Raw genomic sequence first — 24560 nt, 5'->3', positions numbered from 1 at the left:
TCTTTTATGTAGTAACTGTGCCTTACTTACTTTTTTATAAAAGGGCAATTAATATACATTAGGATAAATATAAAGTAAATATAAAAAATCAAAAAGCGCTACAAACATCCGATATAATGAAAATAGATAGAAAGAGGGGTTATCCATGGAAAAACCTGAAAAGATTCTGCTTGTTGAAGATGATAAGGAAATCGCCCGTATTGTTTGTGATCATTTACGGAAAGAAGGCTATACCGTAACATGGGCATCGACTGGAAAAGAAGGGTGGGAGGATTTTAAAGCGGATCATTTTGATCTTGCCTTAATTGATTTAATGTTACCTGAAATGGATGGGTATACATTATGTAAAACCATTCGATTGGAAAGTGAAATTCCTTTACTCATCTTAAGTGCACGAAATGAGGATGAAAGCAAAATAAAAGGCTTAAATATTGGGGCTGATGATTATGTCACAAAGCCATTTAGTCTTGAGGAATTGAGTGCGAGAATTAGCTCCCATTTAAGAAGATACAGAAGATACAACAATAAGACAGTAAATGATAATCGCATTACTTATATGAATGGATTGACCATTGATTTTACAAATAATCTTGTTTATTTAAACGATGACGTTGTTCAGATAAGCTCTAAGGAGAGAGAGTTATTGTTTCTCTTAGCAAAAAATCCATTACAAACTTTTTCGAAGACAGAGATTTACGAGCATGTTTGGCAGCAGGAGGATGTCGACGGAAATAATACAGTCACTGTTCATATTAAAAGTTTACGATCTAAATTAACGGATAATACACGATCTGCAAAGTTTATCCAAACGGTCTGGGGCGTTGGCTATCGTTTTATAGGAGAAAACTTGTATGAGAATTAAACAATGGTTGATGGTCAGCTTTTTTATTGTGATGCTCCTTCCGGTTGTCGCTCTTTATTTTCTATATGTAAGTATAAGTAATCTCGATGATAAGCAAGCTTTTGTGGAATACGTAGAGATGACTAATAAAATGGAGGAAATTGAGCCAAAGCTCCTGGATCCTAATTTATACAGACCACAATCAAAAGAAATGTATGATCCTGTTCAGGCTTTAACAAATGAATCTATCAAAATCACATTATATCGAGCTGATGGAGTCGTTTTATTTTCTAGTTTGCCTGAACCAGGTTCATATGGATTTCCTACGATAAACATGGAACAGGTATATCGAAATTTAAATGATCTCCAAAAGAATGCTCGTACTTATTCGTTGAAAAAACCTGTTAGTAAAGATGGCAATGTTGTTGGAATTTTTGAAATATCCATTGCTAGAGACGAATGGATAGAAGGGGTAACAAACCGATATTTCTATTTGGGTGTAATTTTTAGTATCTTTTTTATCCTACTCTATACGATTGTAGTAATTCTATTAAATCGAAAGTTGAATCGTCCTTTAAGTCAGTTGCAAGCTCAAATGACAGCTTTTGCAAATGGGGAAAGTTCTTCAACTCAAATTCGTGAATCAAATGATGAAATAGGGGATTTAATTAAACATTTTTGGAAAATGAAAGCACAGATTGAACAAACACAAGAGGCATTAGCTGTTCAACAAAAGGAAAAAGAATTTATTGTGGCGTCACTATCACATGATTTAAAAACACCTTTAACAGTGATACATGCTTATACTGAAGTCCTCCAGAATGATAGAACGCTAACCGAGAATGAAAGGGCAGAATATAAGGAAATCTTATTTAAGAAGCTTGAGTACATGAAACGTATGCTTGATGACTTAACAATGTATACTGCATTACAATCCTCTAAACAACGGACAGAGCTTGTTGAAGTAGAAGGGGAAGAATATTTTGAGATGCTGTTATCAGGATATGATGAACCATGTATTCGAAAAGACGTTTCACTACATGTACTTCAATCTGTAAAAAAATCCTATAAGGTTGACCCGAAACAAATGGTGAGGGTTGTAGATAACATCATGAGTAATGCCATTCGACATACTGAAAAAGGAAAACAAATTTGGCTTGCTGCTGTTTCAAGTGACACAGTACTACCAGATTGGGTATTTAAAGAATTTCAGATAGAACTTGAAACATGGAGAAAAGCAGGCACCGTCATTTTAATTCAAAACGAGGGAAAAGGAATCCCGAAAGAACAACTGGACAAAGTATTTCAACCCTTTTATCAGGCAGAGGATGCTAGAAATAATGGTGGAAGTTCTGGGTTAGGACTTAGTATTTCAAAAATGTTAATAGAACAACAAAACGGAAAAATTGGAATCTGGTCAGCGGAAAAAGATGGGACATTACTGGCTTGCTGGATTAGGGAAGGAAGGGATTAATATGAAGAAAAAACGATTCTTGCTAATTTCTATTCTAATAATGGGGATTTTATCAGGTTGTAAAGGGGATATGGCTGTGTCATCAGAAGAAATTGTCACAAAAGTCTTATCAGCAAAGGAAGGTAAGCTTTCTTATTATGGAGAAGGTGTCATTAAGCTTGAGACAAATGGTGAGGTCACAGAAGATGCTAGTTTTAAAGAGTACGCTGCAGAAGATGGAAAAAGAAAAATCATTACAACAGGTCTTACGAATGACCTTGAATCATATGTGTTAAACGACGGAAAACAAGTGATCTCCTATGAAACGGGGAGTGAAACGGCATTAAGTATCGATTTAACAGAGGAAGGTATGCCGTTGTTAGATTCCTCACCGAAAGAACAACTCATGACAACGCTAGATGCTATTAAAAAAACACATGAATATGAAATTGTTGGTGAAGAAAAATTAGTAGATTTAGATGTATATCATATAAAGGCAACGCCGAATACTGATTCTAATTTATTTGGAGAAGTTGAATTCTGGATTGATCAAAAGACTTGGTTTGTAGTGAAATCGATGTCTGTCGTTGGAGATACGAAATCTGTGTTTGAATACAAAGTGCTCGATTTTTCACCGAATTTTAAAGAGGATACATTCACTTTAGATATACCTGAAAATGTGACAATAACCCCAATTGAGTCACAACTTGAACCATCTTATGGGTCACTTGAAGATGCACAAATAGCATTAGCACAACCATTCCTTGTTTTCTCGGGAGAAGACTTGACTGTCGAGAATGTTGAAGTTGTAAACCTTCAAGGTGTAGTTAATCGTCCAGAAATTACTGTTTATTATTTATATGAAGCTGTCCCTTCTGTATTAGTTTCAATCTTTCCAACTCCAGAAGAAGCAGGAACGGAAATTAAACCTGGAAAATGGCAAGTGCGGGGCCAGAATGCAGAATATGATGATTTTATTGATGCCTTAAGCTGGGATGAGAACGGACTGCGTTATACAATTCTCATTCAAAATCCTGATCTTGCTATGGAAGATATTCTCAAAATGACGGAAAAAATGGTACTCAATAATGAAATGTAGGTGGGGCCTTTGCTACCAAGTTGGAATTTGATCGTATTGTATATATTAGTAGGGGCCGGAATCCAAATCATAGGTTTGATTTTCGGGAAGTTAAATAAAAAAGTAGGTACGACAATTGAAATAATCCTGGGTCTACTTTCGATAGGATTTGTGTTTTATCAATTTTCCTTTATGAATGGGTTCATCTATATCGCGTTTATTTCAAGTGGCTATTTTCTTGCAATCTCGCTAACTACAGGAGATGAAAAACGTATTGAAATTGAAAAAGAATTACGTCAGATAGTGGTGGAGGAAATCACTTTAAAACGTAATTTGAGGAGAATTGCATCCGATATATTAATGACTGGATTAGTTGTGTTTGGTGGTATCATGTTTTACATCTTTGGTCCTGAATATAGTCCGTTAAAATACATTATTGTTTTCGGACTGGTCAGTACATTTACAGAAGTTATAAAAAGAATAGGCAGTTATGCAACTGTAAAAATATTTTTCGACTTAGAAGGAAAGCAATTATATCTCACCTCACGCTTTGAATCTCGAAAAATTCCAATAGATGATTTGGAGGAAGTGAAGCTAGAAACGAATGTAGACATGTTAAAGCTTCATCCATTATTTACAATGTTTTCTTCTAATACTGATTTAACAACAAACTTTCAGAAGGTATTACGTCTATCTTTACCTGGTGAAACAATTTATTTAACGATTTTAGAACCGGAAAAATGGAAAAGAACGTTCGAGGAAATGACCAAGTTTGAGGAAATTGTGAAAGAGCCACAAATCGTTTTACCATTTTGGCATCGAAAAAATGTAAAACGATTAATTGGAAAGCTCTATTTTGCAACAACAGTAAAAGGTATTTCAGCCTACACAGGTTTACTTCTCCTTTTATATTATTTCGAAGTTGCGCCTTGGATTATGGTTACCGTCATTTTAGCCTATTGGCTTTTTAATCTCTATATTTCGGATCAGGTTTTAAAAGTAGCAATGGATGCAAAGGAGACTACGAATCCACAACTAATCGAAATATCTCAACGGATTTTTGAAAAGGCCGGTATTCCGAATATCCGACTCTATGAAACCGAAAGCAGCGAGTATAATGGCCTTGCGACAGGTATGAATATTGGTAAAGCGATGGTTACCCTAACTAGTGCTACATTAAAACTACCATCTGCAGCAATAGAAGGTATCCTTGCCCATGAAGCAATTCATGTCAAAAAGCGAGATGTGTTGTGGGGTCAACTTTGGAGACTAGGTTATTTGCTAATCGTTCTTGGTGTGGTTTTAGCCATTCAAGAATATATTGCAAACATTGAAGAATATAGTATTCCTATTTTTTTATTAATATGGATTTTAATGATTCTATTCCCGATCATCCAATCTTTTTGTTCGCAGTGGATGGAAGTCCGTGCAGATCACCTTGGAGCATCGCTGCTGGATGGGGGAAGTGAGCAAATGTCAACCAGTTTGATCGCTTTAGCAGAGAAACAGGACGAAGCGATTAATAAATCACTCTCATATAGTACGGTTCTAAAGGGCGAGAAAGATGAGACAAAGTCATCAATTGAGCGAGATTCACTTTTATGGAGGTTTGTTGAATTTCAATTCATGCTTCACCCACCGATGTATTGGAGAGTCCAGTCCTTAAGAGAAAACAAAGCGGGCTGGGGGAGAAAAATCCGAAATCGCTGGATGGTTGATCGTTTAAAGGAGTCAGTATCTAGATAGAAGAGGTGAGGTTATGAAAATCGCAAAGGTATTATTTGTCCTTGGGGCGCTTGTTTTTCCGTTAGGTATTTATTTATCGTCATATACCCCCGTTGGAGTGGTTTTGGCGATTGCAGCGGGACTTACAGTTTTCTTGAGTACACCTGCTATACAATCATAGAGTAGGAGTTGAGAAAATGGATTTCTTAAGTCTTAACGATTGGATAACTCCAACAAGTCCATATGCATCTCTCTTTTTTGGATTGCTGTTTACAATTTTGGTTGGTGGCGTCGTTTGGATAGATACAAGGAAATTAAAAACTCTTCTTATAGTTCTTTTTACAGGCAGTATTGTATCAATCGTAGGCGTGATTGTTTTGCAAGTTGTTGGTTTTTACTAAGTTTAATTCAGGAGACTTTCCTCAAGGGGAGGTCTTCTTTTATTGCTTTGTGGAAAGAGTACAATAGGTCAAAAAAGGCGTTTATGCAATGTGTTTTTCCATAATAATCCAACTGTCTATTTATAAGTGATGTTTATTCCATGGACTTTTCCAGAATCAACCAAAAGTACAATCATAAAAGGTGTTTATGCAATATGTATTTCCATAAACTTCTAAAAGTCCAACCATAAACAAAGATTTTTTACTTTTCCTCGATATCCATTTCATATTCAAAGGCTCGAACCATTCACTTCAAACAACAATGTTTTCGAAATCCCCTTTAATAAAAAGGAATTCCATTATATTTAAAGAAATAGATAATAAATACTGATTCGAGATGGAGGTTTTTATGGGAATTAATATTAGACATGCTAGAGAAGCGGATGCATTTCAATTAATTGAACATACAAAAATCATTCTTAATGAATCCACATACATGCTGACGTCACCTGAAGAATTTAATTCCAGTATTGAGGATGAGGAAAAATGGATTGAGGAGCATTCAAAACCAGGGAATTTAATTATAGTAGCCGAAAAGGATGGAAAAATTGTTGGCAATTTAAATTTCAAGACATCGAAACGGAAGCGTCTCTCTCATTTAGGTTACTTTGGAATTAGTATTCAAGAAGCATATTGTAATCAGGGAATTGGCAGCAACCTAATGAGTTATTTGTTTGATTGGGCACAGGAAGAGCCTGGACTTGAAAAGGTATGTCTCGAGGTGTTTTCACATAATCATAGAGCAATCCATCTATATAAAAAATTTGGCTTCCAAGAGGAAGGGCGAAAAGTTAAGTTTGTTAAATTTAGTGATACACATTATGAAGATGAAATCATAATGTATAAATTTGTAAAATAACTATAGATGTATGATAAGATAATGAAAAGGTAATAGGAGGAGAAAACATGGAACTGACAGTATATTTAGCTGGGCAAATTCATGACAATTGGCGAGAGGAAATTAAGGATAAAGCGAAATCAAAAAATCTTCCGTTAACATTTGTTGGACCACAAACAGACCATGATAAGTCTGATGATATTGGAGAACAAATTTTGGGCGAACAACCTGGTAATTATTACAAGGACGATGCAGCATCAGCGATTAATAATTTCAGAACACAAGTATTAATGCAAAAATCTGACGTGGTCATTGCTTTGTTCGGGGAAAAGTACAAACAGTGGAATACAGCCATGGATGCGAGTGCAGCCATTACGATGAATAAACCAACCATTATTGTTAGACCACCATCACTGATTCATCCATTAAAGGAATTATCAAATAAGGCCAACGTCACTGTCGAAACGGTTGATCAAGCATTAGAAGTGTTAACTTACATATTTGAATAAAAAAATGCAGCGGGTTTAGTCCGCTGCATTTTTATTATCTGTAGTTTATAAACTGCACATCAATCGGTAAATCGGCTTCACGGATGGCGTTGATAATTTGTTGAAGATCATCTCTGCTTTTTCCGGTTACACGAACTTGATCATCCTGAACCTGGCTCTTTACTTTTAGGCCGCTGTTTTTAATAATGGTGTTAATCTTCTTCGCGTTCTCCTTGTCGATGCCTTGAATAAGTTTCGCGCGTTGACGTACGGTTCCACCAGATGCATTTTCAATTTTTCCATAATCAATATTACGAGTGGGAACCCCACGCTTAATCATTTTACTGATCAGGACATCCTTCAGTTGCTCCAGTTTGTACTCGTCATCAGATACTAAAACGAGTTCTTCCTTATCAAGCGTGATGTCACTTTTACTACCTTTGAAATCATACCGAGTTTGAATCTCTTTTTTTGCAATACTTATTGCATTTGTTACTTCAGGCAAATCTATCTTTGACACAATATCGAATGAGCTTTCCTTTGCCATTGCCAACCTCCAAAAAAATAGTTTATTTCCCTTGATTATAGTCAATCTTAGCAATTAGGACAACTTTTTCCAAAACAATACTAGTAAATGATGGTCGTAAACGTCTATACTATGTAAGACAATAGCAATAGCAGATAAGCTAAGTACATGAGAAAGAGGGCTTTAATAAATGAATGAATTAATACCGGGTACGGTTGTAACTTTACGAGTGGATAGAGACGCTCCGTTTGGCTATTTTTTAACAAACGGTGAAGAAGATGTGCTTTTACATGAAAATGAAATTATAGATGGATTCGATCCGGAAGAGGACGTAACTGTTTTTCTTTTTCAAGATCATCAAGGAAGACTAGCAGCCTCTATGACAATACCGACTATTCAAATCGGTTCCTATGATTGGGCCAGTGTAGTTGAAGTCAAACGTGAATTGGGCGTTTTTGTTGATATTGGGATTAGCAAGGATATATTAGTCTCAAAGGATGATTTGCATGAGGTGTGGGATCTTTGGCCCGAGCCAGGCGATCAACTATATATTTCATTGCGAACAGATAAAAACGGACGACTCTTTGGAAAGCTTGCAACTGAAGATGTCATTCGTTCTATTTCAAAACCAGCTACAAGAAAAGATTTTAATAAAAACATATCTGGAACTGTGTACCGATTATTAATGGTTGGCTCTTTTATGATTTCAGAGGAAGGGTTCCTCGGCTTTATCCACGAGTCTCAAAGAATAAGGGAACCAAGAGTCGGAGAAAAGGTGCAAGGGCGAATTATTGACGTAAAGGAAGATGGGACTGTAAATGTGTCGCTACTGGGCCGCAGTCATGAAATAATGGATGATGATGCTGGGAAAATTTATCAGTATATGGAAAGCCGTGGTGGGGCTATGCCATATTGGGATAAAAGCTCTCCTGAAGATATTTCAGCCAGATTTGATATGAGTAAAGCAGCGTTTAAACGAGCAATTGGTAAGCTAATGAAAGAAGGAAAAGTATACCAAGAGGATGGTTGGACATATTTTAAAAAAGAAGAGTAAAGAAAAACGCATCGGCTGTTACCGATGCGTTTCGTTTCATTTTAAAGATGATCTGTTTTCTTTGAATATTGATGTTTGCCCGCCTGACGATTCTTTTCTCTCATCATATTCTTTTCATGGCGTAATGCATTGTTATCTTTTGCTTTTTTATCATTGTCACTTGTTTTTGGCATAAATAACACTCCCTTCAATCCGTTCAAATTTAGGATATCCAGTCGTTTTTCAAACTATGTAAGATCAGCTATTTGGCAATTCGTCTAAGAAGAAAATTGCAATCGTTCCTGGACCAGCATGAGAACCAATCGCAGCACCGATTACATTAATGAAGAAGGAGTTACATCCGAATTTTTCTTCAAATAACTTCTTTACCTCAAGTGCCTCATTTTCTACATCTCCGTGACTAATTCCAATCGTTTGCTTTGATAAATCAGTCCCGCGCTCTTCCATCAACTCAACGATTCGTTTATACACTTTCTTTTTACCACGAATTTTTTCAAGTGGAATAAGCTTTCCATCTTCAACATTTAAAAGTGGCTTTATGTTCAAGAGTCCACCAACAAAAGCGGATGCTTTACTAATTCTTCCACCACGTGCTAAATATTCAAGGTCGTCCACAGTGAAAAGATGCTCCATATGAGTACTGTAAAATTTCGCAAGGTTCACAACTTCATCCTTTGAAGCACCTTTGCTAGCAAGCTCAGCAGCAGCTTTAACAACAAGACCCTGGCCAAGGGATGCACATTTTGTGTCCACAATTGTTAAGTCAAGGTCTGGGTACTCTTCTCTTACTTCCTCGCTCATCATTACTGCTGTTTGATAGGTTCCTGACAATTGTGATGAAAAGGAAATATAGACAGCAGATTGTTTTTCTTTTGCAATTTCAGTAAAAACCTCTTTAAAACGGTGTGGAGGAACTTGGGATGTTTTTGGAGCACTTCCATTTCGCATCGCTTCAAATACTTTTACAGGGTTAATCGTTGCAATATCTTCGTAATCTTGCCCATCTAGATGAACTCCTAAGGAGAATAATGTAACATTATTTTCTTTAAAAAATTGAAGTGGTAGGTCACTACCGCTATCAGTAAGAATTCTAACGGTCAAAAGTCTCACCTTCTTTTCTTTGGTCAAATTTGAAACAAACTTGCCTATCGTAAGTGTAGCGAGAATTGGATAAAAATACAACAATTGAGGAAAAATTTTGTATGACTACTAATTTACTACTAGGATTGAAGAATGTTGTTCCAGGAGGACTATTTGAATGGTGAATAGAGAAGTGAAAAAAATATTGATTGTGACTTTTGGTGCACTACTAAATGCTGCGGCCCTAAATCTTTTTTTAATTCCAGCTGATGTTTATTCTTCTGGCTTTACCGGCATATCGCAGCTGTTGTTTAGAATCCTTGGAGATTACACGCCAATTCATATTTCAACAGGTGTAATATTACTATTATTAAACATACCCGTTGCGATTTTGGGATGGAAGAAGGTAGGTAAGTCATTTACCCTTTATAGCTTTATTTCAGTTGCGTTGACAACTTTATTCTTGGCGATTATCCCACTCGAACGTATCTCTAATGATATTTTACTAAATGCTGTCTTTGGTGCTGTAATTCAAGCCATTGGAATCGGACTTACCTTAAAGTGGGGAGCATCTACAGGTGGTCTTGATATAATAGCGCTTGTATTATCAAGATCAAAAGATAAGCCAATTGGTACCTATATTTTTACACTTAACGGGCTAATCATAATTACTGCAGGATTCTTATTTGGTTGGGAAAAGGCATTATATACACTTGTTGCTTTGTATGTGTTGACTAAGGTTATCGATACAGTTCATACAAGTCATGTTAAGGTTACAGCGATGATTGTTACAAAGAATGCGGACGAATTGAAAAGTGCAATTCATTCAAATTTAGTAAGAGGAATTACGTTGATCCCTGCCAAAGGAGCATTTTCAAGTGAGACAAAGGACATGTTAATGATTGTTTTAACAAGATATGAATTATATGATTTAGAGCGTATCATAAAAGAAGTTGACCCTCATGCATTTACAAATATTGTACAAACAATTGGCGTTTATGGATTATTTCGCAAAGAGTAGTAACTTTTTAGTAGGAGACTTCGACAAATAGAGTAAAGGGGTGACAAACATGAGAAAATGGCTTCTAGTGACTTTAGTATTTGTAATGAGTCTATTTATCATCACAGGATGTGGCTCAACGGAAACCGAAGAGGCTCTTCCAGTAAATTCTGGTGGTGGTGAAGAAGTAGATACAGAAAAAGAAACACCACCAGCACAAGAGGGTGAAGAACCTGGAGGTGAAGAGAACGTGGTTGAAAAACTGCAAACTGACCTTTCAATTAAAACAGGAGAAAACGAAGCAACCTTTACTATTACAATCAAAAACACAAGCGACAATTCAGTAAAACTGACGATACCATCTGGTCAAAAATATGAAATTATTGTGAAGAATGCAGATGGAAAGGAAGTTTACAGCTATTCAATTGATAAAATGTTTATCCAGTCAATAGAGGAAATGGAATTAAAGCCTGGTCAAGAAAAGGTTTGGGAAGAGCCATGGGATTACACATCAAATGATGGAACGAGGCTTGCTCCTGGAGAATACAAAGCACATATTTTCATAACAGCATCAGAAGTTAATGGACAAAAAATTGAAAACAATGCATTACAGGCAGAAGAGAGTTTTACAATTCCTGAAGAAGGAAATACAGCATTTCGTAATGTTCAGGTACTTGGTGAAAATGGTGAATATACGGTAACTGGGGAAGTAAGAGTATTTGAAGCAACCTTCTTCTATGCTGTAGAGGATGGGCATGATTATGTAATTCCTGAAACACTTCAAACGGCATCAGAGGGTGCACCAGCATGGGCACCATTTGAAATTAACATTTCAATTCCTAAGGATAAAATTCCAACAAATGGAGCGTTGATTCTTCATTTATATGAAAGAAGTGCAAAAGACGGTTCGATCACAAATCTTTATCATGCAAAACTACAGCAATTCCAATAAAAATAGGGGAAGGGTCAGACGTTAAGTCTGACCCTATTTTTTCTTGAATTAGCCAAAGGTCATTGAAGTTGGTCTAATTCATTTTGCAATTCGCGGAGTTGTTCTTTTTCGGCTGTTGTAGAGTTAGCATATGCAGAAGAAAGTGCATTTTTAGCAACCGAAACGGCATCCTGTAAGGATGTATCACTTTGGCCCGCACTCGCTAATTTCGCAACTTCTACGGTTTCACGAGCCTTTTGGAATAAACGGTTTCCCATATTAAATTCCTCCAAGTGATGAGTTTTCGACATTCGCTTTTTTCTTTGCTTCTGCTTCAGCTAGAGTGGAACGGTAAGGAAAGCGCTGAGCATGTTGTTGAACAGCATCTGCACCTTGATGAACAAATCGTTTTGATTTATTACTACCCATCCGTAAATTCCCCCTTTAACAGCTTTAAAAGAAGTGCTTCTTTGTAGCACTAGTTATATTGTTTGAGTTTTACGTTTGGGTTATATCAGGTAATTATTTCTGAACCAACCTACTTATTTTTCTCCAATTTTAGAACATCCTCTAAATAAAGAGCAATTCCGTCTTCTTCATTAGTCATTGTTACATGGTTAGCAATACTCTTTAGCTCGTCAATCCCGTTCCCCATGGCAATCCCGTGACCAGCGTATTCAATCATTTCCAAATCATTGTCTTCATCTCCAAAAGCAATAATTCTGTCTTTTGGAATCTGATAATAGTCAGCGACTTTTTGAATACCAACAGCTTTATTTAATCCTGATTTAACAATTTCAATCACATGCCAAGGGGCGGCCCATTTGCGGTGATCGACTACTTCAGCATGCATGTCAGAAAGATACTTTCGGATTTTATCTGCTATTTCTTCATCAGGGTGAATGAGTAGTGAAGTTGGATCATGTTTTAAAATTTTTCGTAAATCACCCGTTTCAATATTTGGTTTTCCCATTCCAAAAATATCTAACATCGATTCATCGTGAAAATGAAAATACACATCATCTATTACTTCCGCTAAAATATTTTTTACACGGAGCTCATCAGCAACATTAACAATTTCTTTTACCGTTTTTAAATCGAGTGTATCATGGTACACTCCCCATTTTTGATCAAGTGGGTGATGGACAAAGGCCCCATTAAAGTTAACGATTGGTGTTGTAAGACTAAGTTCTTGATAATACATTGAGCTCGAACGGAAAGGTCTTCCTGTTGCAATCATCACCATATGGCCGGCTTTTTTGGCTTTTTCAATCGTATCTTTTGTTCTTTTTGAGATCGTTTTATCATCTTTTAGTAGAGTGCCGTCTAGGTCAAGTGCAATTAAGTGTTGTTTAGTCATATCAATCTCCTTGTGAACCTATTATCTTTTTCCTTAACTTAAACAGATATTAAAATAATCGTCAATTGAAAAGTCAATATTTTTCAATAAACTTCCAACAAATGATACACTAGAGGATGGCTAAAGTTTTCATAAAAGGAGTACATACAAAAGATGATTATTATTGAAAATAAGAAATATGCAGAAATACCAGCATTACATATTGTTAAAAATCAGTTAAAAGACGAAGCGTTGCCGTTGATCCTCTTTGTTCATGGATTTGGTAGTGCGAAAGAACATAATTTACACTATGCCTATCTTTATGCAGAACAAGGATTTCGTGTAGTATTGCCCGAAGCAGACTATCATGGTGAAAGAGATAAGGGCATAGATAATCATGAAATGGATTATAAGTTTTGGGATATCGTTGTCAATGAAATTAAAGAACTTCAAATCATTAAGGACGAACTACAAAACCAAGGCCAAATTGATGAGGCAAGAATCGGTGTGGCAGGTACTTCAATGGGAGGTATCGTGACGTTAGGGGCATTGACCCAATATCCTTGGATTAAGGCTGCAGTAAGTTTAATGGGGAGTCCATATTATGAGGAGTTCTGTCGGGGGCAAATTGAGGAATTGAAGCGACATGACATTGAACTTCCTTTCTCAGATGCTGAGTTGGAAGAAAAATATGCAGAATTACGGAAATATGATTTAAGCATGCAACCTGAAAAAGTAAACGGAAGACCATTGTTTTTCTGGCATGGTGAAAAAGACAGGATGGTTCCTTTCAAATACACGTATGAATTTTACCAAGAAATTAAACCACTGTATAAGGGAAAAGAGGAGAATCTAGCTTTTATTGCTGACACACGAGCAGATCATAAAGTGACAAGAGAAGGACTACTTGCATCAGTTGAATGGTTTAAAAAGCACCTATAAAAAGAAAAGAACGTGTCATAGTCGACACGTTCTTTTTCCATTTGTTTTATCTAATTCCTAGAGCGATTTTTGCGTAACGGCTCATCATATCCTTGTTCCAAGGTGGATTCCAAACAATGTTAACATCTACGTCTTTTACTTCTGGTAATTCAGTAAGAACGCGTTTTACGTCCATTGCAATCGTTCCAGCAAGTGGGCATCCCATTGATGTTAACGTCATCGAAACTTGAGCGACACCCTCATCATTCATATCCACATCATAGACAAGACCTAGGTTAACAATATCAATACCTAATTCAGGGTCAACAACTTGTTCAAGTGCCCCCAACATATTTTCCTTTAAAGCTTCATCCATCTAAAACCTCTCCTTTCGAGAAATAGCTTATTTAAAGTATAACGAAACAAACTAAGAATGTGAAATCCTCTGCATTTTGCTGAATAAAGTTTAACCTCTGAGTTGCTTCATGGCAGCTTCAGACATGCGTTCAGGAGACCAAGCAGGATGCCAGACCATTAAAACCTCAATATCATTTACTTCTTCAAGGTAGGCAACTGCATGCTTCACTCCACTGGTAATACTATCATGTAGTGGACAACCGGGAGTAGTTAGCGTCATTTCAATATATACATTATTATTTTCTTTAATATTGATTTCATATATAAGTCCTAAATCAACAACATTAATATTTAATTCAGGATCAATCACTTGTTTTAACTGCTCAAGAATTTTCTCATTTAATTCCATTGTGATTCTCCCCTTTTATTTAAATAGAACCTTAATAATGCTGTAACTGAAAAAGAAGGTTGAAGCGACAACAATACTTTGACCAATCGAAAAGATAAGCAATTGTCTAGTTGCAATGGCTAAAATTACGACAACACATCCAGTAACGAAACCTATAAAAATGGGAATTGCCATTTTTTCATCAATCATTTGTTTTAAAGTAGGCACATCACTTTTACCAATCAGTTTGCTATATTTATGTGTCCACCAAAGAAAAGGAATAATTTTATATAAATAGCCAAGAATGCTACCCGCAATCCACAAGAAAATATAAAGAAAGACAAGGACGCCATAAATTTCGTAATGCCCTGGTAGGAATGCGAGAACCATTCCGAAAAAGTGAATAACTAAGCCAAAACAAATGGCAATTAATGAAAAAATAAATGGTTTATCAAGCTTTTTCTTTAATCTAACCTTGATGATAGTGGAAATATGGTAAGAAAATAAGGCGAAACCTGCAAAAAGCAAGGCCATACCAACTTGTAACAATAAGTTCACTTCAGTAATAAAGCTGCAAGTGGTTACGACTAGTCCAATGGCGTAAACAGTATAGACCCAACTTGATAGTTTCATCGAAAATCCATGTGCTAACGAAAACATAGGGACCATTTTATAGGAAAAGCCGAAAATTAAAAATGTAAACCATCCTGCCACACCTAGTAGCATATGACTTTTTAGAACAGCAAAATGGTCTAGGTGTGCTATTCCAGCTCCTAAATTAACGATTAATAGAATTCCTAGTGAAATAGTGACTAGCAAGCAAATTAGAGCACTACCAACGAATGCCGTTAGAATGTTTTTCTTTGCCTGTTTTTTTATTGTCATAAACATTTGAACAAGAAATAATAAAATTCCAATTACAGCAAGTGAACCTGTAAAAATAGAAATGGTAGGTGAAAAAGATAGAGTAATACCAAATCCACCAAAACCAATTGCCGTTATCCAAAATTGAATAAATCCGAATTTTTCACTCCAAATCGGAGTTAGAAAGGCTACCGGTACAAGCTGATACATTGCCCCCATCGCAACCATTAAGGCCCAACCAAGAATGAGTAAATGAGCTGATGATAGGATGGCAGGGGTTCTAAAGATCCCATCAATCACCATATGTCCATTGAATAGGAGGATGACTTGGGATGATACCAATGCCACAATACTAAAAATAATGAATGAAAGCGGTAGCCTGATATTTGTTTCATTTGATAATTGAGGTATCATTATCAAGCAGCTCCTTATTTTGTAATCTCGATTTGAAAGCCGCCTTCAGGATGTGGTTCTGTTATGTGCTTGTAGCCAAGTTCTTCAAGCTGTTCATATAAAAACATGGGTCTACGATCATTAATAATCGTCAATGTTTCACCTTTGTTTAGTTTCTCGAGAGCCTTTAATGTTCTCATCATTGGTGTAGGAGGCTCAAGACCTCGATTATCTAATTGCATTATTTGTCACCTCGTTTAGTAAAGGTAACCTTCCAATGTTTTTTATCAATTTGCTCTACCTCGTTTGAAAATCCTTTTGCCTTTAAAATAGGAAATAAAGGAGTTGGTTTAAAAGGTGCGTGTAATATGAAGGTATCCCCATCCTGTAAAGGTTTAACGGCTTCCATAATCTTTTGAAAAGGCTCAATTTTATTTTTAAGATCTTCCCTAACATCTACTTCTACTATTTTTGATTCCATTTGAGAGTCCCCCTTATCTAACGTTTATAACCTAATGATAATCATTTTCAATGAGAAACGTTGTGACATGAATCACAAACGCAAATTTTATTTAGGATTGTCCATCAGGCTGGAATTAGCTCAGAAAATTTCATCATGCAATTTCATATGATCTAATAAGTAATAACCATCAGTAGTCAGGTCAACAATATGTTTCTTCTTCAATACAGAGATCGTTCGACTTACCGATTCACGTGTTGTTCCGATCATATTAGCGAGTTCTCGATTTGTAAAATGAGTTGTAAGTTTAAAGCGATTTCCAGTCTTTTCACCATTACTCCTACAAAGACGAAGTAAAAGCATAATGATTTGTTCTTGGGTGCTTAATAAAATTTGTTCTTCTAGACGTTTTTGAAGGTCTATGATTTTTTCACCAAGCACTTTGAAAATTTTAATGCAAAGCTCAGGATTCTTTAGCAATATCTCTTCAAACTTATCAATGGGGGTGAAGATGATATTTGAATCCTCGATTAATTCGGCATGTGCGGGATATCCGCCTTTTCGAAAAAAACCAGCATGAGGAAACATTTCACCTGCTTCTAGAACGGAAACAATTTGTTCCTTCCCGTGCATATCAGACTTATAAATTTTTACTTTTCCGGATTGGATGAAAAATACACGATCAAGTGGATCGTCTTGCATAAAGATAAACATCTTTTGTCTATATAATCGTGACTGTGAAATTTCTACAATTGGGTCGAGTTCTTCTGATGTTAGTTCCCGAAACAAGGGTACTCCTTTCAATTGTTCACGAATCGATGGTAGTCCCATCTGTCTCACTCCTTGTTCAAATAAACTATAGATGCGGTTACTCAACATTTAGTGTAACAATTCCACTTTTTAAGACAGTGATTTAAATCATAGTCGGTGAGAATGACAATCAATGTTCGAAAAATGGACACAAAAAAGCTAGGAGCAAAACTCCTAGCTTAGTTAGCTTGCTTTTCTTCAGCACAATCAAAGCAAAGTATCCCATTTTTATCATCTAATACAACACCATTTATAAAACCATCTAAACAATAAATTTCTTTTTCACATTCCTTACATTTTCCTACAAATTCCTTCATATATTCTTCACCCCGTTATTTCTTTTAAACTCCACAATCATGAAGAATGACAAGATGTTTACGTGGGATATTCATGTTCAATCTAATTATCGCATAGTTTTCGGCACATATGATAAAAAACATACGTACTTAGTGATTAGCTTCACTACATGATCTAAAAAGACTCGGGTACAATGGACCCATAAATCAAAAGGGAGGAATATTAATATGGTATTTGCAGCGAAAGTAAACGCACCAGATTATGCACCGAAGGATAAGCACCCAACAATATTTAGAACATTTGATAGTTTACAACCAGGTGAAATCATGGAACTATCAAATGACCATGATCCAAGACCACTCCAATATCAGTTTATGATGGAGCGCGGTGATGCATTCACTTGGGAATACCTTGAACAAGGCCCAGAAGTATGGCGCGTTGCTATCGGTAAAAAGTAATAATCAATCACAGATTCCGATCTCTCACATAGTGTAGGCATCGTCTTTAAAGACTTTGCCTACGCTTTTTTTATCGTTCACTTTGATTTTTCGTTTGGTAGGGTGTTCCAATCATGCTACTATGAAGAAAAAAGCAAAAGGGTGTTTAATGATGAAAATACCGACAATCTTAGGTGTTCTTTTGGCTGGTGGGGAATCAAGGAGATTTGGAAGCCCTAAGGCATTTGCCCAATTTCAAAATAAATATTTTTACGAATATGCAATTGATGCATTAAAAGATAACGTGGACCAACTTTATATTGTGAGCCATCCTGTAATAGCAGAGCAATTTCGAAACGAAGCCACGGTTTCTATTATTCAGGATTTACCTGAATTTCGGGGAAATGGACCACTTGCTGGTATTTTCACAGTCATGCAAAAAACTTCCTCAGAGTGGTATGTAATTTTACCTTGTGATACGCCTTTTGTTACAGACAAACTAGTTAAGCAGCTTATTTCTTTTACCAAGGATCAACGTATCGATGCAATCGTACCTATTATCAATGACAGACAACAACCATTAATTGCCGTGTATCATGCTAGGGTTGCAAATAAAATAGAACAATTACTTAAAGAAAATAAATTAAAAATGAGCCAGTTATTAGACACTTGCAACGTTAAATTTATAACCGATCAAGACCTTCAGCTTCAAGGTATGGAATTTGAGAATATCAATAACAAAACTGAATATGAAAAAATAAAGCAGAAGCCAATTTGAGGACCACATGATATGTGTCAAAAAGACGTTTCCATTGGACGTGGCAACGTCTTTTTTCCTCAAATAACGAAAGGTTTTTGCTTTTATAATTCAAGCCTATCACTCATAATTTTCAGAAAAATGTGATAAAATAGGAATATAGAGTTATCTGGAAGGAGGGTTTATGTTTGAGAGTAGGCTTAATTTTAGGTACAGTAACCTCTGGACTTCTACTAATAATTGGTTTGTCTACTCGTCAATTTGAAACATATTCAGTTATTTCTGGGACCCTGGGTATAATATGCTTTTTGCTTGCAGGAATTGTATCTGATACCTTTATAAGTGGCGATCGGGCAAGAGCGAACTATTACACCGAAAGCAAAAAAGACCGCAAAAAAAGATTTCGATATTCCTATTTGTTTTTCCTCTTGGGGGCTCCAAACCTACTTGTAGCTGTAGTGTTAACCCTCAATTACATTTAATTTCTTCAATCAAGTGATTACCTCATTATAGTTCCATATTTGTGAACAATTTTAAACACCTCCGTTTTCTGTGATGTACCTCACATTGCTCACTATTCTATAGTGCTAAAATGTGTACATTAATAAAGGAGGTCTGCCTCATGTTTGAAAGAGACTATAACCAAGATCCATTTATTGTGATTTGGGAGCTTACAAGGGCTTGCCAATTAAAATGTTTACATTGCCGTGCTGAAGCTCAGTATAAAAGAGACCCTAGAGAGCTTTCCTTTGAAGAGGGGAAAAAGCTAATCGACCAAATATATGAGATGAATAATCCAATGCTTGTGTTCACAGGTGGGGACCCATTAATGCGACCTGACGTCTATGATATTGCCGAATATGCAATTAAAAAAGGTGTGCGCGTCTCCATGACACCAAGTGCAACACCCAATGTTACAAAAGAAGCCATTCAAAAGGCGAAAGAAGTAGGATTAGCTCGTTGGGCATTTAGCTTAGATGGTCCAACTGCTGAAATTCATGACCATTTCCGCGGAACAAATGGCTCATTCGATTTAACAATGAGAGCCATTAAATATTTACATGAACTAGAAATTCCTATTCAGATCAACACGGTCATATCAAGATATAATGTCCATGCATTAGATGAAATGGCAAAATTAGTTGAGGACCTCGATTGTGTATTATGGAGCGTCTTTTTCCTTGTACCTACTGGTCGTGGAAAGGAAACGGATATGATCTCCCCAGTTGAACATGAAAAAGTATTCCGTTGGTTGTATGACCTAAGTAAACGAGTAAAATTTGATATAAAAACGACTGCTGCGCAACACTATCGCCGTGTAGTTATTCAATCAAAAATGCGTGAAACAAAGGATGCGGAACAACAAATCCGCTATGAGGATGCTCTTATGCAAGGGAAAACGGGGCAGATTGATGGACTTGGAAGAGCGCCACAAGGTGTAAACGATGGGAATGGATTTGTCTTTATTTCTCATTCTGGAGATGTGTATCCAAGTGGATTATTACCTGTAAAAGCAGGTAATGTTCGTGAGACCCCACTTGCTGAAATTTATCGTGAATCCCCAATCTTCAAAGATTTGCGTAATCCTGACAAATATAAAGGAAAATGTGGAGTATGTGAATTTAGACATGTATGTGGTGGATCACGTTCTCGTGCATATGCCATGACAGGCGACTACATGGAGAGCGAACCATTCTGTGTATATATTCCGGAAGCGCTTCGTAGGAAAGAAAAAACAGTACAATAAAAGATCAAAGACCCATGGGAGCCCATGGGTCTTTTCTTTTGGTTATTCAATACTACAATATTTAGCTGGACATTCCTCGCACTGTATTGCTTTTTTGATATATCCTAAATCGTGAATAGTGATATAGCCCTTTTGAACAGAAATGATATCTTTCACTCGTAAATCATGCAGCATCCGGTTTACACTTTCTCTTGTGGTTGCACAAAAATTAGCTAGTTCTTGATTTGTCAGACGTAGGTCTATTAAAGTGCCGTTTTCCTTTTCAACTCCATAGCTGTTGGTCATCCGAATTAAGGTGGAATATAATGCTCCTTTTTTACCTAATAAAACAAGGTCTCTAAACTTTGTTTGTGTTTTTCGAAAATGATCACTCATCCACTTCATAAATTCAAATGCAAGAGTTGTATTTTCAAAAAGTTTTTTTTCTAATTCATCCTTTTGAATGACAGCAATTTCACAATCCTCCAAAATCCTGCAATCAAATAAATATTTAGGTTGATCTGTAAATAATGTCAACTCTCCGACGATTTCGTTTTGACTACAGATTCGAAGCGATAATTCATTGCCATCCGATGTCCCTTTACTTACCTTTACACGCCCTGATAGAATCAGATAGAGCTCGGAAGCTTTCATTCCTTCGCGAAATAAATAGGTTCCTTTTTTCATATTAATGACTTGATTAGCTGATTTAAGAAACTCGGTTAATTCATCTGAAATGGTTGATTGATGTAATGCTAATTGACTCATAGGTACCACCTTCCATATAGGAATGCTATACTTGTTTCTAAGAAAATCATATAATGTTAGGCATATGGTAGGTGTATAATAAATCACACTTACTTCATTTTTGAAGCATAATACCTTGGAAAATAAGGATTCCTGACATTTTGAACAATTTTTAACAATTGAGGTTTGTATAATGGAACTTACTTTTTGGTCACCTATTAAACTATCGATCACCATCGCCATAACGGCAGGTTGTATTGTCTTACTCCTTGGCCTAATCATAGGTAAATGGATGGCACATAAGCAATTTAAAGGCAAGCTCTTTCTGGAAACATTGTTAATGCTGCCACTGGTTCTGCCCCCATCGGTTGTTGGTTTTTTGTTAATTGTGATTTTTGGACGAAATAGTTTTGTAGGAACGTTTCTTGAGAAATTAACAGGACAACCGATTATGTTTACATGGTGGGCTGCTGTTATTGCTTCTACTGTTGTTGCATTTCCGCTAATGTACCAATCTGTTAAGACAGGCTTTCTTACAGTAAATAAGGAAATTGAGGATGCGGCTAGAACGGATGGAGCAAATGAATTTAATATATTTCTGTACATTTCTATTCCTTTATCGATTAAAGCAATTGTAACGGGTTTTATCTTAAGTTTTACTCGAGCACTTGGGGAATTTGGTGCAACCTTGATGTTTGCTGGTAATATACCTGGAAAAACACAAACACTGCCAACAGCAATCTATGTTGCTATTGATAGCGGAAATATGGAATTGGCTTGGCTATGGGTATTAACAACAGTCTTCATCTCATTCCTGATGCTGGCGTCAACCTATTTAATTAAATAGTCGTCATAAAAAGATGCATTCTTGACAAGAATGTGTCTTTTTTTGTTTCAGTCCCATTTTGTGACAAACTTAACAGATTTATGGTCGAGCAATATGTGACAATCTTGCTGAAAAGAGAAATTAGGAGGGGGTTTCTTTGTACCAAACAGCAGCTTGGTATCTTTCCATTATTTTAATGGCTTTAATTACCGTTATTTTTATTACCGTCGTATTAAAAACCAATAAAAGAAGAGAGTATGAACCAATTCAGAAAAAATGGTACCGTTTTAGAACGATTTATTTCTTAGTTCTACTCGTTATATTTGGAACTTTAACGTATTTAACACTACAAGATCTTCCATTTGAAAGACCGGTATATGGACAAGAAGAAAATCCGGTCATTGTCGATGTTGAAGCTGTTCAATTTGGATGGAACATGAGCCAAACTGAATTCAAAGTGGGGGAGCCAATTGAATTTGATATCACAAGCTCAGATGTTAACCATGGCTTTGGTATCTATGACAAAGACATGAATTTATTAGCACAAACTCAGGCAATGCCAGATTATACAAACACGGTTTACTACACATTCTCGGAGCCTGGGACATATCAAATTTTATGTATGGAATACTGTGGGCTTGCTCACCATCTCATGGTTGGTGAAATTGTCGTAACAAATTAAGGAGGGAGTTAACAATGTCTACTAATATGGTAATGGGGGGGACAAATAACTCCCGAAACAAAACAATCGCTATTTATCTACTAACAGGTAGCCTCATCATTTTATCAATGATGGTATTTGGAGTCTTAATGCTTCTTGCACAAGGAAAAATGATTGATGTGGACCCTGCATTCTTTTATGAAATTATGACTGTCCATGGAACGGGAATGATAGGGGCTGCTGCATTGGCCGCAGCTGCAGTCATGTGGTACTTCTTAAGCAAATATGTAAAATTAAGCAAAGCAATTCTAATCACAAATTTTATTACCTTCATTATCGGTGTTGTAATGGTATTGGTAGGAATATTTGTATTTGACTTTGCAGGCGCCTGGACGTTCTTATATCCGCTACCAGCTATCTCCGCTGGTGGATGGGCGATGACGGGAGCAACACTATATTTAGGTGGTATGCTCATACTCGGTGTAGGATTCCTATTATTAAATTTGGATGTTGCTAGAGCGATTATTAAACAATATGGAAGCTTAGGTGGAGGATTAGGTTGGTCTATCGTCTTCGGTAAGGAAAAAGGCTATGGTCCTCCTGCGGCTGTCGTGGCTAGTACAATGGTTTCAATTGTAAACACCACTGCCTTAATTGCAGGTGCAACAGCACTTGTTATGAACCTTATTAATCTATATATTCCAACTATCGCAATTGATCCAATGCTTGCAAAAAATCTAACATATGCATTTGGTCATATCTTCGCAAACTCCATTATTTACATGGGAGTTATTGCGGTTTATGAGATATTAGCAGTTTATACAAATCGTCCATGGAAGGCAAACCGCCCATTCTTAATTGCATGGAACTGTTCAACCTTATTTACGATTACAATCTATACTCACCATTTGTTAATGGACTTTGCATTACCCAAGTGGATGATCATTTTAGGTCAAGTGCTCTCATATGCAAACGGATTACCAGTATTAGTTATCACAGCATATGGTGCGCTAATGATTGTCTATCGTTCAGGAATTAAATGGGACATTGCCTCATCATTCATGTTTTTATCCATGTTTGGTTGGGTAATCGGTGTCGTACCAGCAATTATTGATGCAACAATTGTTGTAAACCATGTCATGCATAACACAAAATGGGTACCTGGGCATTTCCATATGTATATGGGATTAGGTGCAACTGCAATGTTATTTGGATTTATGTATTACTTAGCAAAAGTGAATAGAAAAGAGAAGGAAACAGCAATCGATGGAATCAGCTTTTGGGTATACATCATGTTTTTCATTGGACTATGTGGATCGTTTCTATTCTCCGGAAAAGTCGGAGCTCCAAGAAGATGGGCTGAGCACTTTCCAGAGTGGATTCCATATGACCGTATGGGAGCTATCTTCGGTATCTTTATAGTCCTTGCTGTTTTGATATTTATAATACGTTTTTGGAATTTCTCAAGATCAATTGATTATAAGTTTCAAGAAAAAATAGGATCAGATCGTCATGTTGCGTAAAAGTGTTGGTATTCTATTTGCACTTGTAGCGGGTCTTTCATTGCTATGGATAGGTACAGATGGATTACGGGCTTTTACTGCTGAGAAAGCAAGAATAATCCAATTAGAAAGGGAGCAACCAAAGCTCCCTTCTGCTACATTAATTGATTCAAATTCGAAAAACTTTCAATTACAAGAGTTAGAGGGGAAATATACGCTTTTAACCTTTATGTATACATCGTGTGGGGACGTATGTCCGGTTTTAGAAAGAAATTTTGCAGAAATCTATGAAAATATTCCTAATGATGTTCTAGGGAAAGAAGTTGTACTTGTAAGTATAAGCTTTGACCCTGAGAATGATTCTCCAACGGTATTAAAATCGTATTCTAATCATTTTGGTGCGGATGGGGAGCATTGGAAAATGGCTACCATTCAAGATGAGAAGGAGTTACAGAATGTCCTTGACGCTCTTGAAGTAGTTGTTATCCCGAATGAATACGGGGGCTATGAGCATAATTCTGCATTTTATGTGATTAATCCAGAAGGAAAATTAACTAATATCTTTGATTACCAAACACCACAAGTTGTTGTGGAATACATGGATTCTATCCTATTTTAGAG

Annotated in this window: 34 protein-coding genes; 20 read left to right on the top strand and 14 right to left on the bottom strand. The window is 36.4% G+C overall.

The genetic code is table 11. From position 1 onward, the window contains the following. Positions 1-145: 145 nt before the first annotated feature. From CKK03_RS09540 to CKK03_RS09510, 8 genes are all read left to right on the top strand, one after another. Positions 146-862 carry a response regulator transcription factor gene (locus tag CKK03_RS09540; RefSeq protein ID WP_099362361.1) on the top strand — a complete coding sequence of 239 codons (717 nt, stop codon included), beginning with the start codon at positions 146-148 and terminating at the stop codon, positions 860-862. After that, complete coding sequence (locus tag CKK03_RS09535) at positions 852-2315, top strand: HAMP domain-containing sensor histidine kinase (RefSeq protein WP_099362360.1); 1464 nt, start codon at positions 852-854, stop codon at positions 2313-2315. Before CKK03_RS09540 ends, CKK03_RS09535 begins: the two co-directional genes overlap by 11 nt. 1 nt (position 2316) lies before the next feature. Next, positions 2317-3393 (top strand): LolA family protein, encoded by a 1077-nt coding sequence (locus CKK03_RS09530; RefSeq protein ID WP_099362359.1) that lies wholly within the window; start codon positions 2317-2319, stop codon positions 3391-3393. Positions 3394-3402: 9 nt separating this feature from the next. After that, positions 3403-5118, top strand: coding sequence for a M56 family metallopeptidase (locus CKK03_RS09525; RefSeq protein ID WP_099362358.1), 1716 nt, complete (start codon positions 3403-3405; stop codon positions 5116-5118). A gap of 13 nt (positions 5119-5131) precedes the next feature. Continuing rightward, entirely contained in the window at positions 5132-5278 is a 147-nt protein-coding gene (locus CKK03_RS23665) for a hypothetical protein (RefSeq protein WP_180271211.1), read from the top strand. 16 nt (positions 5279-5294) lie between these two features. Further along, positions 5295-5498 carry a hypothetical protein gene (locus CKK03_RS09520; RefSeq protein WP_099362357.1) on the top strand — a complete coding sequence of 68 codons (204 nt, stop codon included), beginning with the start codon at positions 5295-5297 and terminating at the stop codon, positions 5496-5498. A gap of 388 nt (positions 5499-5886) precedes the next feature. Next, positions 5887-6396 carry a GNAT family N-acetyltransferase gene (locus tag CKK03_RS09515; protein WP_099362356.1) on the top strand — a complete coding sequence of 170 codons (510 nt, stop codon included), beginning with the start codon at positions 5887-5889 and terminating at the stop codon, positions 6394-6396. Positions 6397-6443: 47 nt separating this feature from the next. Then, the gene (locus CKK03_RS09510; protein WP_099362355.1) at positions 6444-6884 is read left to right on the top strand and encodes a YtoQ family protein; all 441 of its coding nucleotides are present in this window, start codon (positions 6444-6446) and stop codon (positions 6882-6884) included. Between the two features lie 34 nt (positions 6885-6918). On the opposite strand, the gene CKK03_RS09505 is transcribed toward CKK03_RS09510, so the two are convergent. After that, positions 6919-7410 (bottom strand): YajQ family cyclic di-GMP-binding protein, encoded by a 492-nt coding sequence (locus CKK03_RS09505; RefSeq protein ID WP_099362354.1) that lies wholly within the window; start codon positions 7408-7410, stop codon positions 6919-6921. A 169-nt stretch (positions 7411-7579) separates the two neighbouring features. Here CKK03_RS09505 and CKK03_RS09500 point away from each other — a divergent pair, with 169 nt between their 5' ends. Beyond that, positions 7580-8443, top strand: coding sequence for a CvfB family protein (locus CKK03_RS09500; protein ID WP_099362353.1), 864 nt, complete (start codon positions 7580-7582; stop codon positions 8441-8443). Between the two features lie 41 nt (positions 8444-8484). On the opposite strand, the gene CKK03_RS09495 is transcribed toward CKK03_RS09500, so the two are convergent. Then, positions 8485-8616 (bottom strand): DUF3941 domain-containing protein, encoded by a 132-nt coding sequence (locus tag CKK03_RS09495; RefSeq protein ID WP_099354262.1) that lies wholly within the window; start codon positions 8614-8616, stop codon positions 8485-8487. A 64-nt stretch (positions 8617-8680) separates the two neighbouring features. Next, positions 8681-9544 carry a DegV family protein gene (locus tag CKK03_RS09490; RefSeq protein WP_099362352.1) on the bottom strand — a complete coding sequence of 288 codons (864 nt, stop codon included), beginning with the start codon at positions 9542-9544 and terminating at the stop codon, positions 8681-8683. Between the two features lie 157 nt (positions 9545-9701). Here CKK03_RS09490 and CKK03_RS09485 point away from each other — a divergent pair, with 157 nt between their 5' ends. Together CKK03_RS09485 and CKK03_RS09480 are read left to right on the top strand one after the other, a co-directional pair. Next, the gene (locus CKK03_RS09485) at positions 9702-10544 is read left to right on the top strand and encodes a YitT family protein (RefSeq protein WP_099362351.1); all 843 of its coding nucleotides are present in this window, start codon (positions 9702-9704) and stop codon (positions 10542-10544) included. A 49-nt stretch (positions 10545-10593) separates the two neighbouring features. Then, positions 10594-11475, top strand: a complete 882-nt coding sequence (locus tag CKK03_RS09480; RefSeq protein ID WP_099362350.1) for a BsuPI-related putative proteinase inhibitor — start codon at positions 10594-10596, stop codon at positions 11473-11475. A gap of 59 nt (positions 11476-11534) precedes the next feature. On the opposite strand, the gene CKK03_RS09475 is transcribed toward CKK03_RS09480, so the two are convergent. From CKK03_RS09475 to CKK03_RS09465, 3 genes are all read right to left on the bottom strand, one after another. Then, entirely contained in the window at positions 11535-11732 is a 198-nt protein-coding gene (locus CKK03_RS09475) for a DUF3813 domain-containing protein (RefSeq protein WP_099354258.1), read from the bottom strand. A 1-nt stretch (position 11733) separates the two neighbouring features. Further along, positions 11734-11883, bottom strand: a complete 150-nt coding sequence (locus CKK03_RS09470) for a competence protein (protein ID WP_099354257.1) — start codon at positions 11881-11883, stop codon at positions 11734-11736. Positions 11884-11992: 109 nt separating this feature from the next. Next, positions 11993-12814: a Cof-type HAD-IIB family hydrolase gene (locus CKK03_RS09465; protein WP_099362349.1), complete on the bottom strand. Its 822-nt coding sequence runs from the start codon at positions 12812-12814 to the stop codon at positions 11993-11995. Between the two features lie 153 nt (positions 12815-12967). Here CKK03_RS09465 and yjfP point away from each other — a divergent pair, with 153 nt between their 5' ends. After that, positions 12968-13735 (top strand): esterase, encoded by a 768-nt coding sequence (yjfP, locus tag CKK03_RS09460; RefSeq protein ID WP_099362348.1) that lies wholly within the window; start codon positions 12968-12970, stop codon positions 13733-13735. Positions 13736-13781: 46 nt separating this feature from the next. Here the strand turns inward: yjfP and CKK03_RS09455 are convergent, their stop codons facing one another. The 7 genes from CKK03_RS09455 to CKK03_RS23660 form a co-directional block, all read right to left on the bottom strand. Beyond that, positions 13782-14090: a metal-sulfur cluster assembly factor gene (locus CKK03_RS09455; RefSeq protein WP_099354254.1), complete on the bottom strand. Its 309-nt coding sequence runs from the start codon at positions 14088-14090 to the stop codon at positions 13782-13784. Positions 14091-14180: 90 nt separating this feature from the next. Continuing rightward, positions 14181-14480 carry a metal-sulfur cluster assembly factor gene (locus tag CKK03_RS09450; RefSeq protein WP_099362347.1) on the bottom strand — a complete coding sequence of 100 codons (300 nt, stop codon included), beginning with the start codon at positions 14478-14480 and terminating at the stop codon, positions 14181-14183. A gap of 15 nt (positions 14481-14495) precedes the next feature. Further along, positions 14496-15737, bottom strand: a complete 1242-nt coding sequence (locus CKK03_RS09445; RefSeq protein WP_099362346.1) for a heme-copper oxidase family protein — start codon at positions 15735-15737, stop codon at positions 14496-14498. 14 nt (positions 15738-15751) lie between these two features. Beyond that, positions 15752-15958, bottom strand: coding sequence for a DUF2249 domain-containing protein (locus tag CKK03_RS09440; protein ID WP_099362345.1), 207 nt, complete (start codon positions 15956-15958; stop codon positions 15752-15754). Then, complete coding sequence (locus CKK03_RS09435; RefSeq protein WP_099362344.1) at positions 15958-16197, bottom strand: DUF2249 domain-containing protein; 240 nt, start codon at positions 16195-16197, stop codon at positions 15958-15960. The genes CKK03_RS09440 and CKK03_RS09435 overlap by 1 nt, the downstream gene beginning before the upstream one ends. A 120-nt stretch (positions 16198-16317) precedes the next feature. After that, on the bottom strand, positions 16318-17007 hold the full coding sequence (locus CKK03_RS09430; RefSeq protein WP_099362343.1) for a Crp/Fnr family transcriptional regulator: 690 nt from the start codon (positions 17005-17007) through the stop codon (positions 16318-16320). A gap of 158 nt (positions 17008-17165) precedes the next feature. Then, positions 17166-17303 carry a hypothetical protein gene (locus CKK03_RS23660; RefSeq protein WP_180271210.1) on the bottom strand — a complete coding sequence of 46 codons (138 nt, stop codon included), beginning with the start codon at positions 17301-17303 and terminating at the stop codon, positions 17166-17168. Between the two features lie 207 nt (positions 17304-17510). On the opposite strand from CKK03_RS23660, the gene CKK03_RS09425 reads away from it, so the two are divergent. The 4 genes from CKK03_RS09425 to CKK03_RS09410 all read left to right on the top strand — a co-directional run bounded on the left by CKK03_RS09425 (position 17511) and on the right by CKK03_RS09410 (position 20224). Then, positions 17511-17741 (top strand): DUF2249 domain-containing protein, encoded by a 231-nt coding sequence (locus CKK03_RS09425; protein ID WP_099354248.1) that lies wholly within the window; start codon positions 17511-17513, stop codon positions 17739-17741. Between the two features lie 151 nt (positions 17742-17892). Further along, positions 17893-18498, top strand: a complete 606-nt coding sequence (locus tag CKK03_RS09420) for a molybdenum cofactor guanylyltransferase (RefSeq protein ID WP_180271209.1) — start codon at positions 17893-17895, stop codon at positions 18496-18498. Positions 18499-18665: 167 nt separating this feature from the next. Further along, on the top strand, positions 18666-18959 hold the full coding sequence (locus CKK03_RS09415; protein WP_099362341.1) for a DUF5316 domain-containing protein: 294 nt from the start codon (positions 18666-18668) through the stop codon (positions 18957-18959). A gap of 140 nt (positions 18960-19099) precedes the next feature. Further along, positions 19100-20224 (top strand): TIGR04053 family radical SAM/SPASM domain-containing protein, encoded by a 1125-nt coding sequence (locus CKK03_RS09410; protein WP_099362340.1) that lies wholly within the window; start codon positions 19100-19102, stop codon positions 20222-20224. Positions 20225-20266: 42 nt separating this feature from the next. Here CKK03_RS09410 and CKK03_RS09405 read toward each other — a convergent pair whose 3' ends face one another. After that, complete coding sequence (locus tag CKK03_RS09405; RefSeq protein ID WP_099362339.1) at positions 20267-20971, bottom strand: Crp/Fnr family transcriptional regulator; 705 nt, start codon at positions 20969-20971, stop codon at positions 20267-20269. Between the two features lie 172 nt (positions 20972-21143). Between CKK03_RS09405 and modB the strand changes: the two genes are divergently transcribed. The 4 genes from modB to CKK03_RS09385 all read left to right on the top strand — a co-directional run bounded on the left by modB (position 21144) and on the right by CKK03_RS09385 (position 24558). Next, positions 21144-21797 carry a molybdate ABC transporter permease subunit gene (gene modB, locus CKK03_RS09400; RefSeq protein WP_099362338.1) on the top strand — a complete coding sequence of 218 codons (654 nt, stop codon included), beginning with the start codon at positions 21144-21146 and terminating at the stop codon, positions 21795-21797. Positions 21798-21933: 136 nt separating this feature from the next. Continuing rightward, positions 21934-22458 carry a cupredoxin domain-containing protein gene (locus CKK03_RS09395; protein WP_099362337.1) on the top strand — a complete coding sequence of 175 codons (525 nt, stop codon included), beginning with the start codon at positions 21934-21936 and terminating at the stop codon, positions 22456-22458. 14 nt (positions 22459-22472) lie between these two features. After that, positions 22473-23960: a cbb3-type cytochrome c oxidase subunit I gene (locus CKK03_RS09390; RefSeq protein WP_099362336.1), complete on the top strand. Its 1488-nt coding sequence runs from the start codon at positions 22473-22475 to the stop codon at positions 23958-23960. Beyond that, the gene (locus CKK03_RS09385; protein ID WP_099362335.1) at positions 23950-24558 is read left to right on the top strand and encodes an SCO family protein; all 609 of its coding nucleotides are present in this window, start codon (positions 23950-23952) and stop codon (positions 24556-24558) included. The genes CKK03_RS09390 and CKK03_RS09385 overlap by 11 nt, the downstream gene beginning before the upstream one ends. Positions 24559-24560: the final 2 nt, after the last annotated feature.

This window comes from Fredinandcohnia onubensis (assembly GCF_002734215.1).
GTDB lineage: Bacteria > Bacillota > Bacilli > Bacillales > Bacillaceae_L > Ferdinandcohnia > Ferdinandcohnia onubensis.
Note: the sequence above shows the minus strand (reverse complement) of the source record. Positions and strands in the feature narration are given on the sequence as shown.

Excerpts from the sequence above, each read along its gene's own strand:
- CKK03_RS09540 (WP_099362361.1), top strand. The coding sequence starts at position 146 with ATGGAAAAACCTGAAAAGATTCTGCTTGTTGAAGATGATAAGGAAATC.
- CKK03_RS09535 (WP_099362360.1), top strand. The coding sequence starts at position 852 with ATGAGAATTAAACAATGGTTGATGGTCAGCTTTTTTATTGTGATGCTC.
- CKK03_RS09530 (WP_099362359.1), top strand. The coding sequence starts at position 2,317 with ATGAAGAAAAAACGATTCTTGCTAATTTCTATTCTAATAATGGGGATT.
- CKK03_RS23665 (WP_180271211.1), top strand. The coding sequence starts at position 5,132 with ATGAAAATCGCAAAGGTATTATTTGTCCTTGGGGCGCTTGTTTTTCCG.
- CKK03_RS09520 (WP_099362357.1), top strand. The coding sequence starts at position 5,295 with ATGGATTTCTTAAGTCTTAACGATTGGATAACTCCAACAAGTCCATAT.
- CKK03_RS09515 (WP_099362356.1), top strand. The coding sequence starts at position 5,887 with ATGGGAATTAATATTAGACATGCTAGAGAAGCGGATGCATTTCAATTA.
- CKK03_RS09510 (WP_099362355.1), top strand. The coding sequence starts at position 6,444 with ATGGAACTGACAGTATATTTAGCTGGGCAAATTCATGACAATTGGCGA.
- CKK03_RS09505 (WP_099362354.1), bottom strand. The coding sequence starts at position 7,410 with ATGGCAAAGGAAAGCTCATTCGATATTGTGTCAAAGATAGATTTGCCT.
- CKK03_RS09500 (WP_099362353.1), top strand. The coding sequence starts at position 7,580 with ATGAATGAATTAATACCGGGTACGGTTGTAACTTTACGAGTGGATAGA.
- CKK03_RS09495 (WP_099354262.1), bottom strand. The coding sequence starts at position 8,616 with ATGCCAAAAACAAGTGACAATGATAAAAAAGCAAAAGATAACAATGCA.
- CKK03_RS09485 (WP_099362351.1), top strand. The coding sequence starts at position 9,702 with ATGGTGAATAGAGAAGTGAAAAAAATATTGATTGTGACTTTTGGTGCA.
- CKK03_RS09480 (WP_099362350.1), top strand. The coding sequence starts at position 10,594 with ATGAGAAAATGGCTTCTAGTGACTTTAGTATTTGTAATGAGTCTATTT.
- CKK03_RS09475 (WP_099354258.1), bottom strand. The coding sequence starts at position 11,732 with ATGGGAAACCGTTTATTCCAAAAGGCTCGTGAAACCGTAGAAGTTGCG.
- CKK03_RS09470 (WP_099354257.1), bottom strand. The coding sequence starts at position 11,883 with ATGGGTAGTAATAAATCAAAACGATTTGTTCATCAAGGTGCAGATGCT.
- CKK03_RS09465 (WP_099362349.1), bottom strand. The coding sequence starts at position 12,814 with ATGACTAAACAACACTTAATTGCACTTGACCTAGACGGCACTCTACTA.
- yjfP (WP_099362348.1), top strand. The coding sequence starts at position 12,968 with ATGATTATTATTGAAAATAAGAAATATGCAGAAATACCAGCATTACAT.
- CKK03_RS09455 (WP_099354254.1), bottom strand. The coding sequence starts at position 14,090 with ATGGATGAAGCTTTAAAGGAAAATATGTTGGGGGCACTTGAACAAGTT.
- CKK03_RS09450 (WP_099362347.1), bottom strand. The coding sequence starts at position 14,480 with ATGGAATTAAATGAGAAAATTCTTGAGCAGTTAAAACAAGTGATTGAT.
- CKK03_RS09445 (WP_099362346.1), bottom strand. The coding sequence starts at position 15,737 with ATGATACCTCAATTATCAAATGAAACAAATATCAGGCTACCGCTTTCA.
- CKK03_RS09440 (WP_099362345.1), bottom strand. The coding sequence starts at position 15,958 with ATGCAATTAGATAATCGAGGTCTTGAGCCTCCTACACCAATGATGAGA.
- CKK03_RS09435 (WP_099362344.1), bottom strand. The coding sequence starts at position 16,197 with ATGGAATCAAAAATAGTAGAAGTAGATGTTAGGGAAGATCTTAAAAAT.
- CKK03_RS09430 (WP_099362343.1), bottom strand. The coding sequence starts at position 17,007 with ATGGGACTACCATCGATTCGTGAACAATTGAAAGGAGTACCCTTGTTT.
- CKK03_RS23660 (WP_180271210.1), bottom strand. The coding sequence starts at position 17,303 with ATGAAGGAATTTGTAGGAAAATGTAAGGAATGTGAAAAAGAAATTTAT.
- CKK03_RS09425 (WP_099354248.1), top strand. The coding sequence starts at position 17,511 with ATGGTATTTGCAGCGAAAGTAAACGCACCAGATTATGCACCGAAGGAT.
- CKK03_RS09420 (WP_180271209.1), top strand. The coding sequence starts at position 17,893 with ATGAAAATACCGACAATCTTAGGTGTTCTTTTGGCTGGTGGGGAATCA.
- CKK03_RS09410 (WP_099362340.1), top strand. The coding sequence starts at position 19,100 with ATGTTTGAAAGAGACTATAACCAAGATCCATTTATTGTGATTTGGGAG.
- CKK03_RS09405 (WP_099362339.1), bottom strand. The coding sequence starts at position 20,971 with ATGAGTCAATTAGCATTACATCAATCAACCATTTCAGATGAATTAACC.
- modB (WP_099362338.1), top strand. The coding sequence starts at position 21,144 with ATGGAACTTACTTTTTGGTCACCTATTAAACTATCGATCACCATCGCC.
- CKK03_RS09390 (WP_099362336.1), top strand. The coding sequence starts at position 22,473 with ATGTCTACTAATATGGTAATGGGGGGGACAAATAACTCCCGAAACAAA.
- CKK03_RS09385 (WP_099362335.1), top strand. The coding sequence starts at position 23,950 with ATGTTGCGTAAAAGTGTTGGTATTCTATTTGCACTTGTAGCGGGTCTT.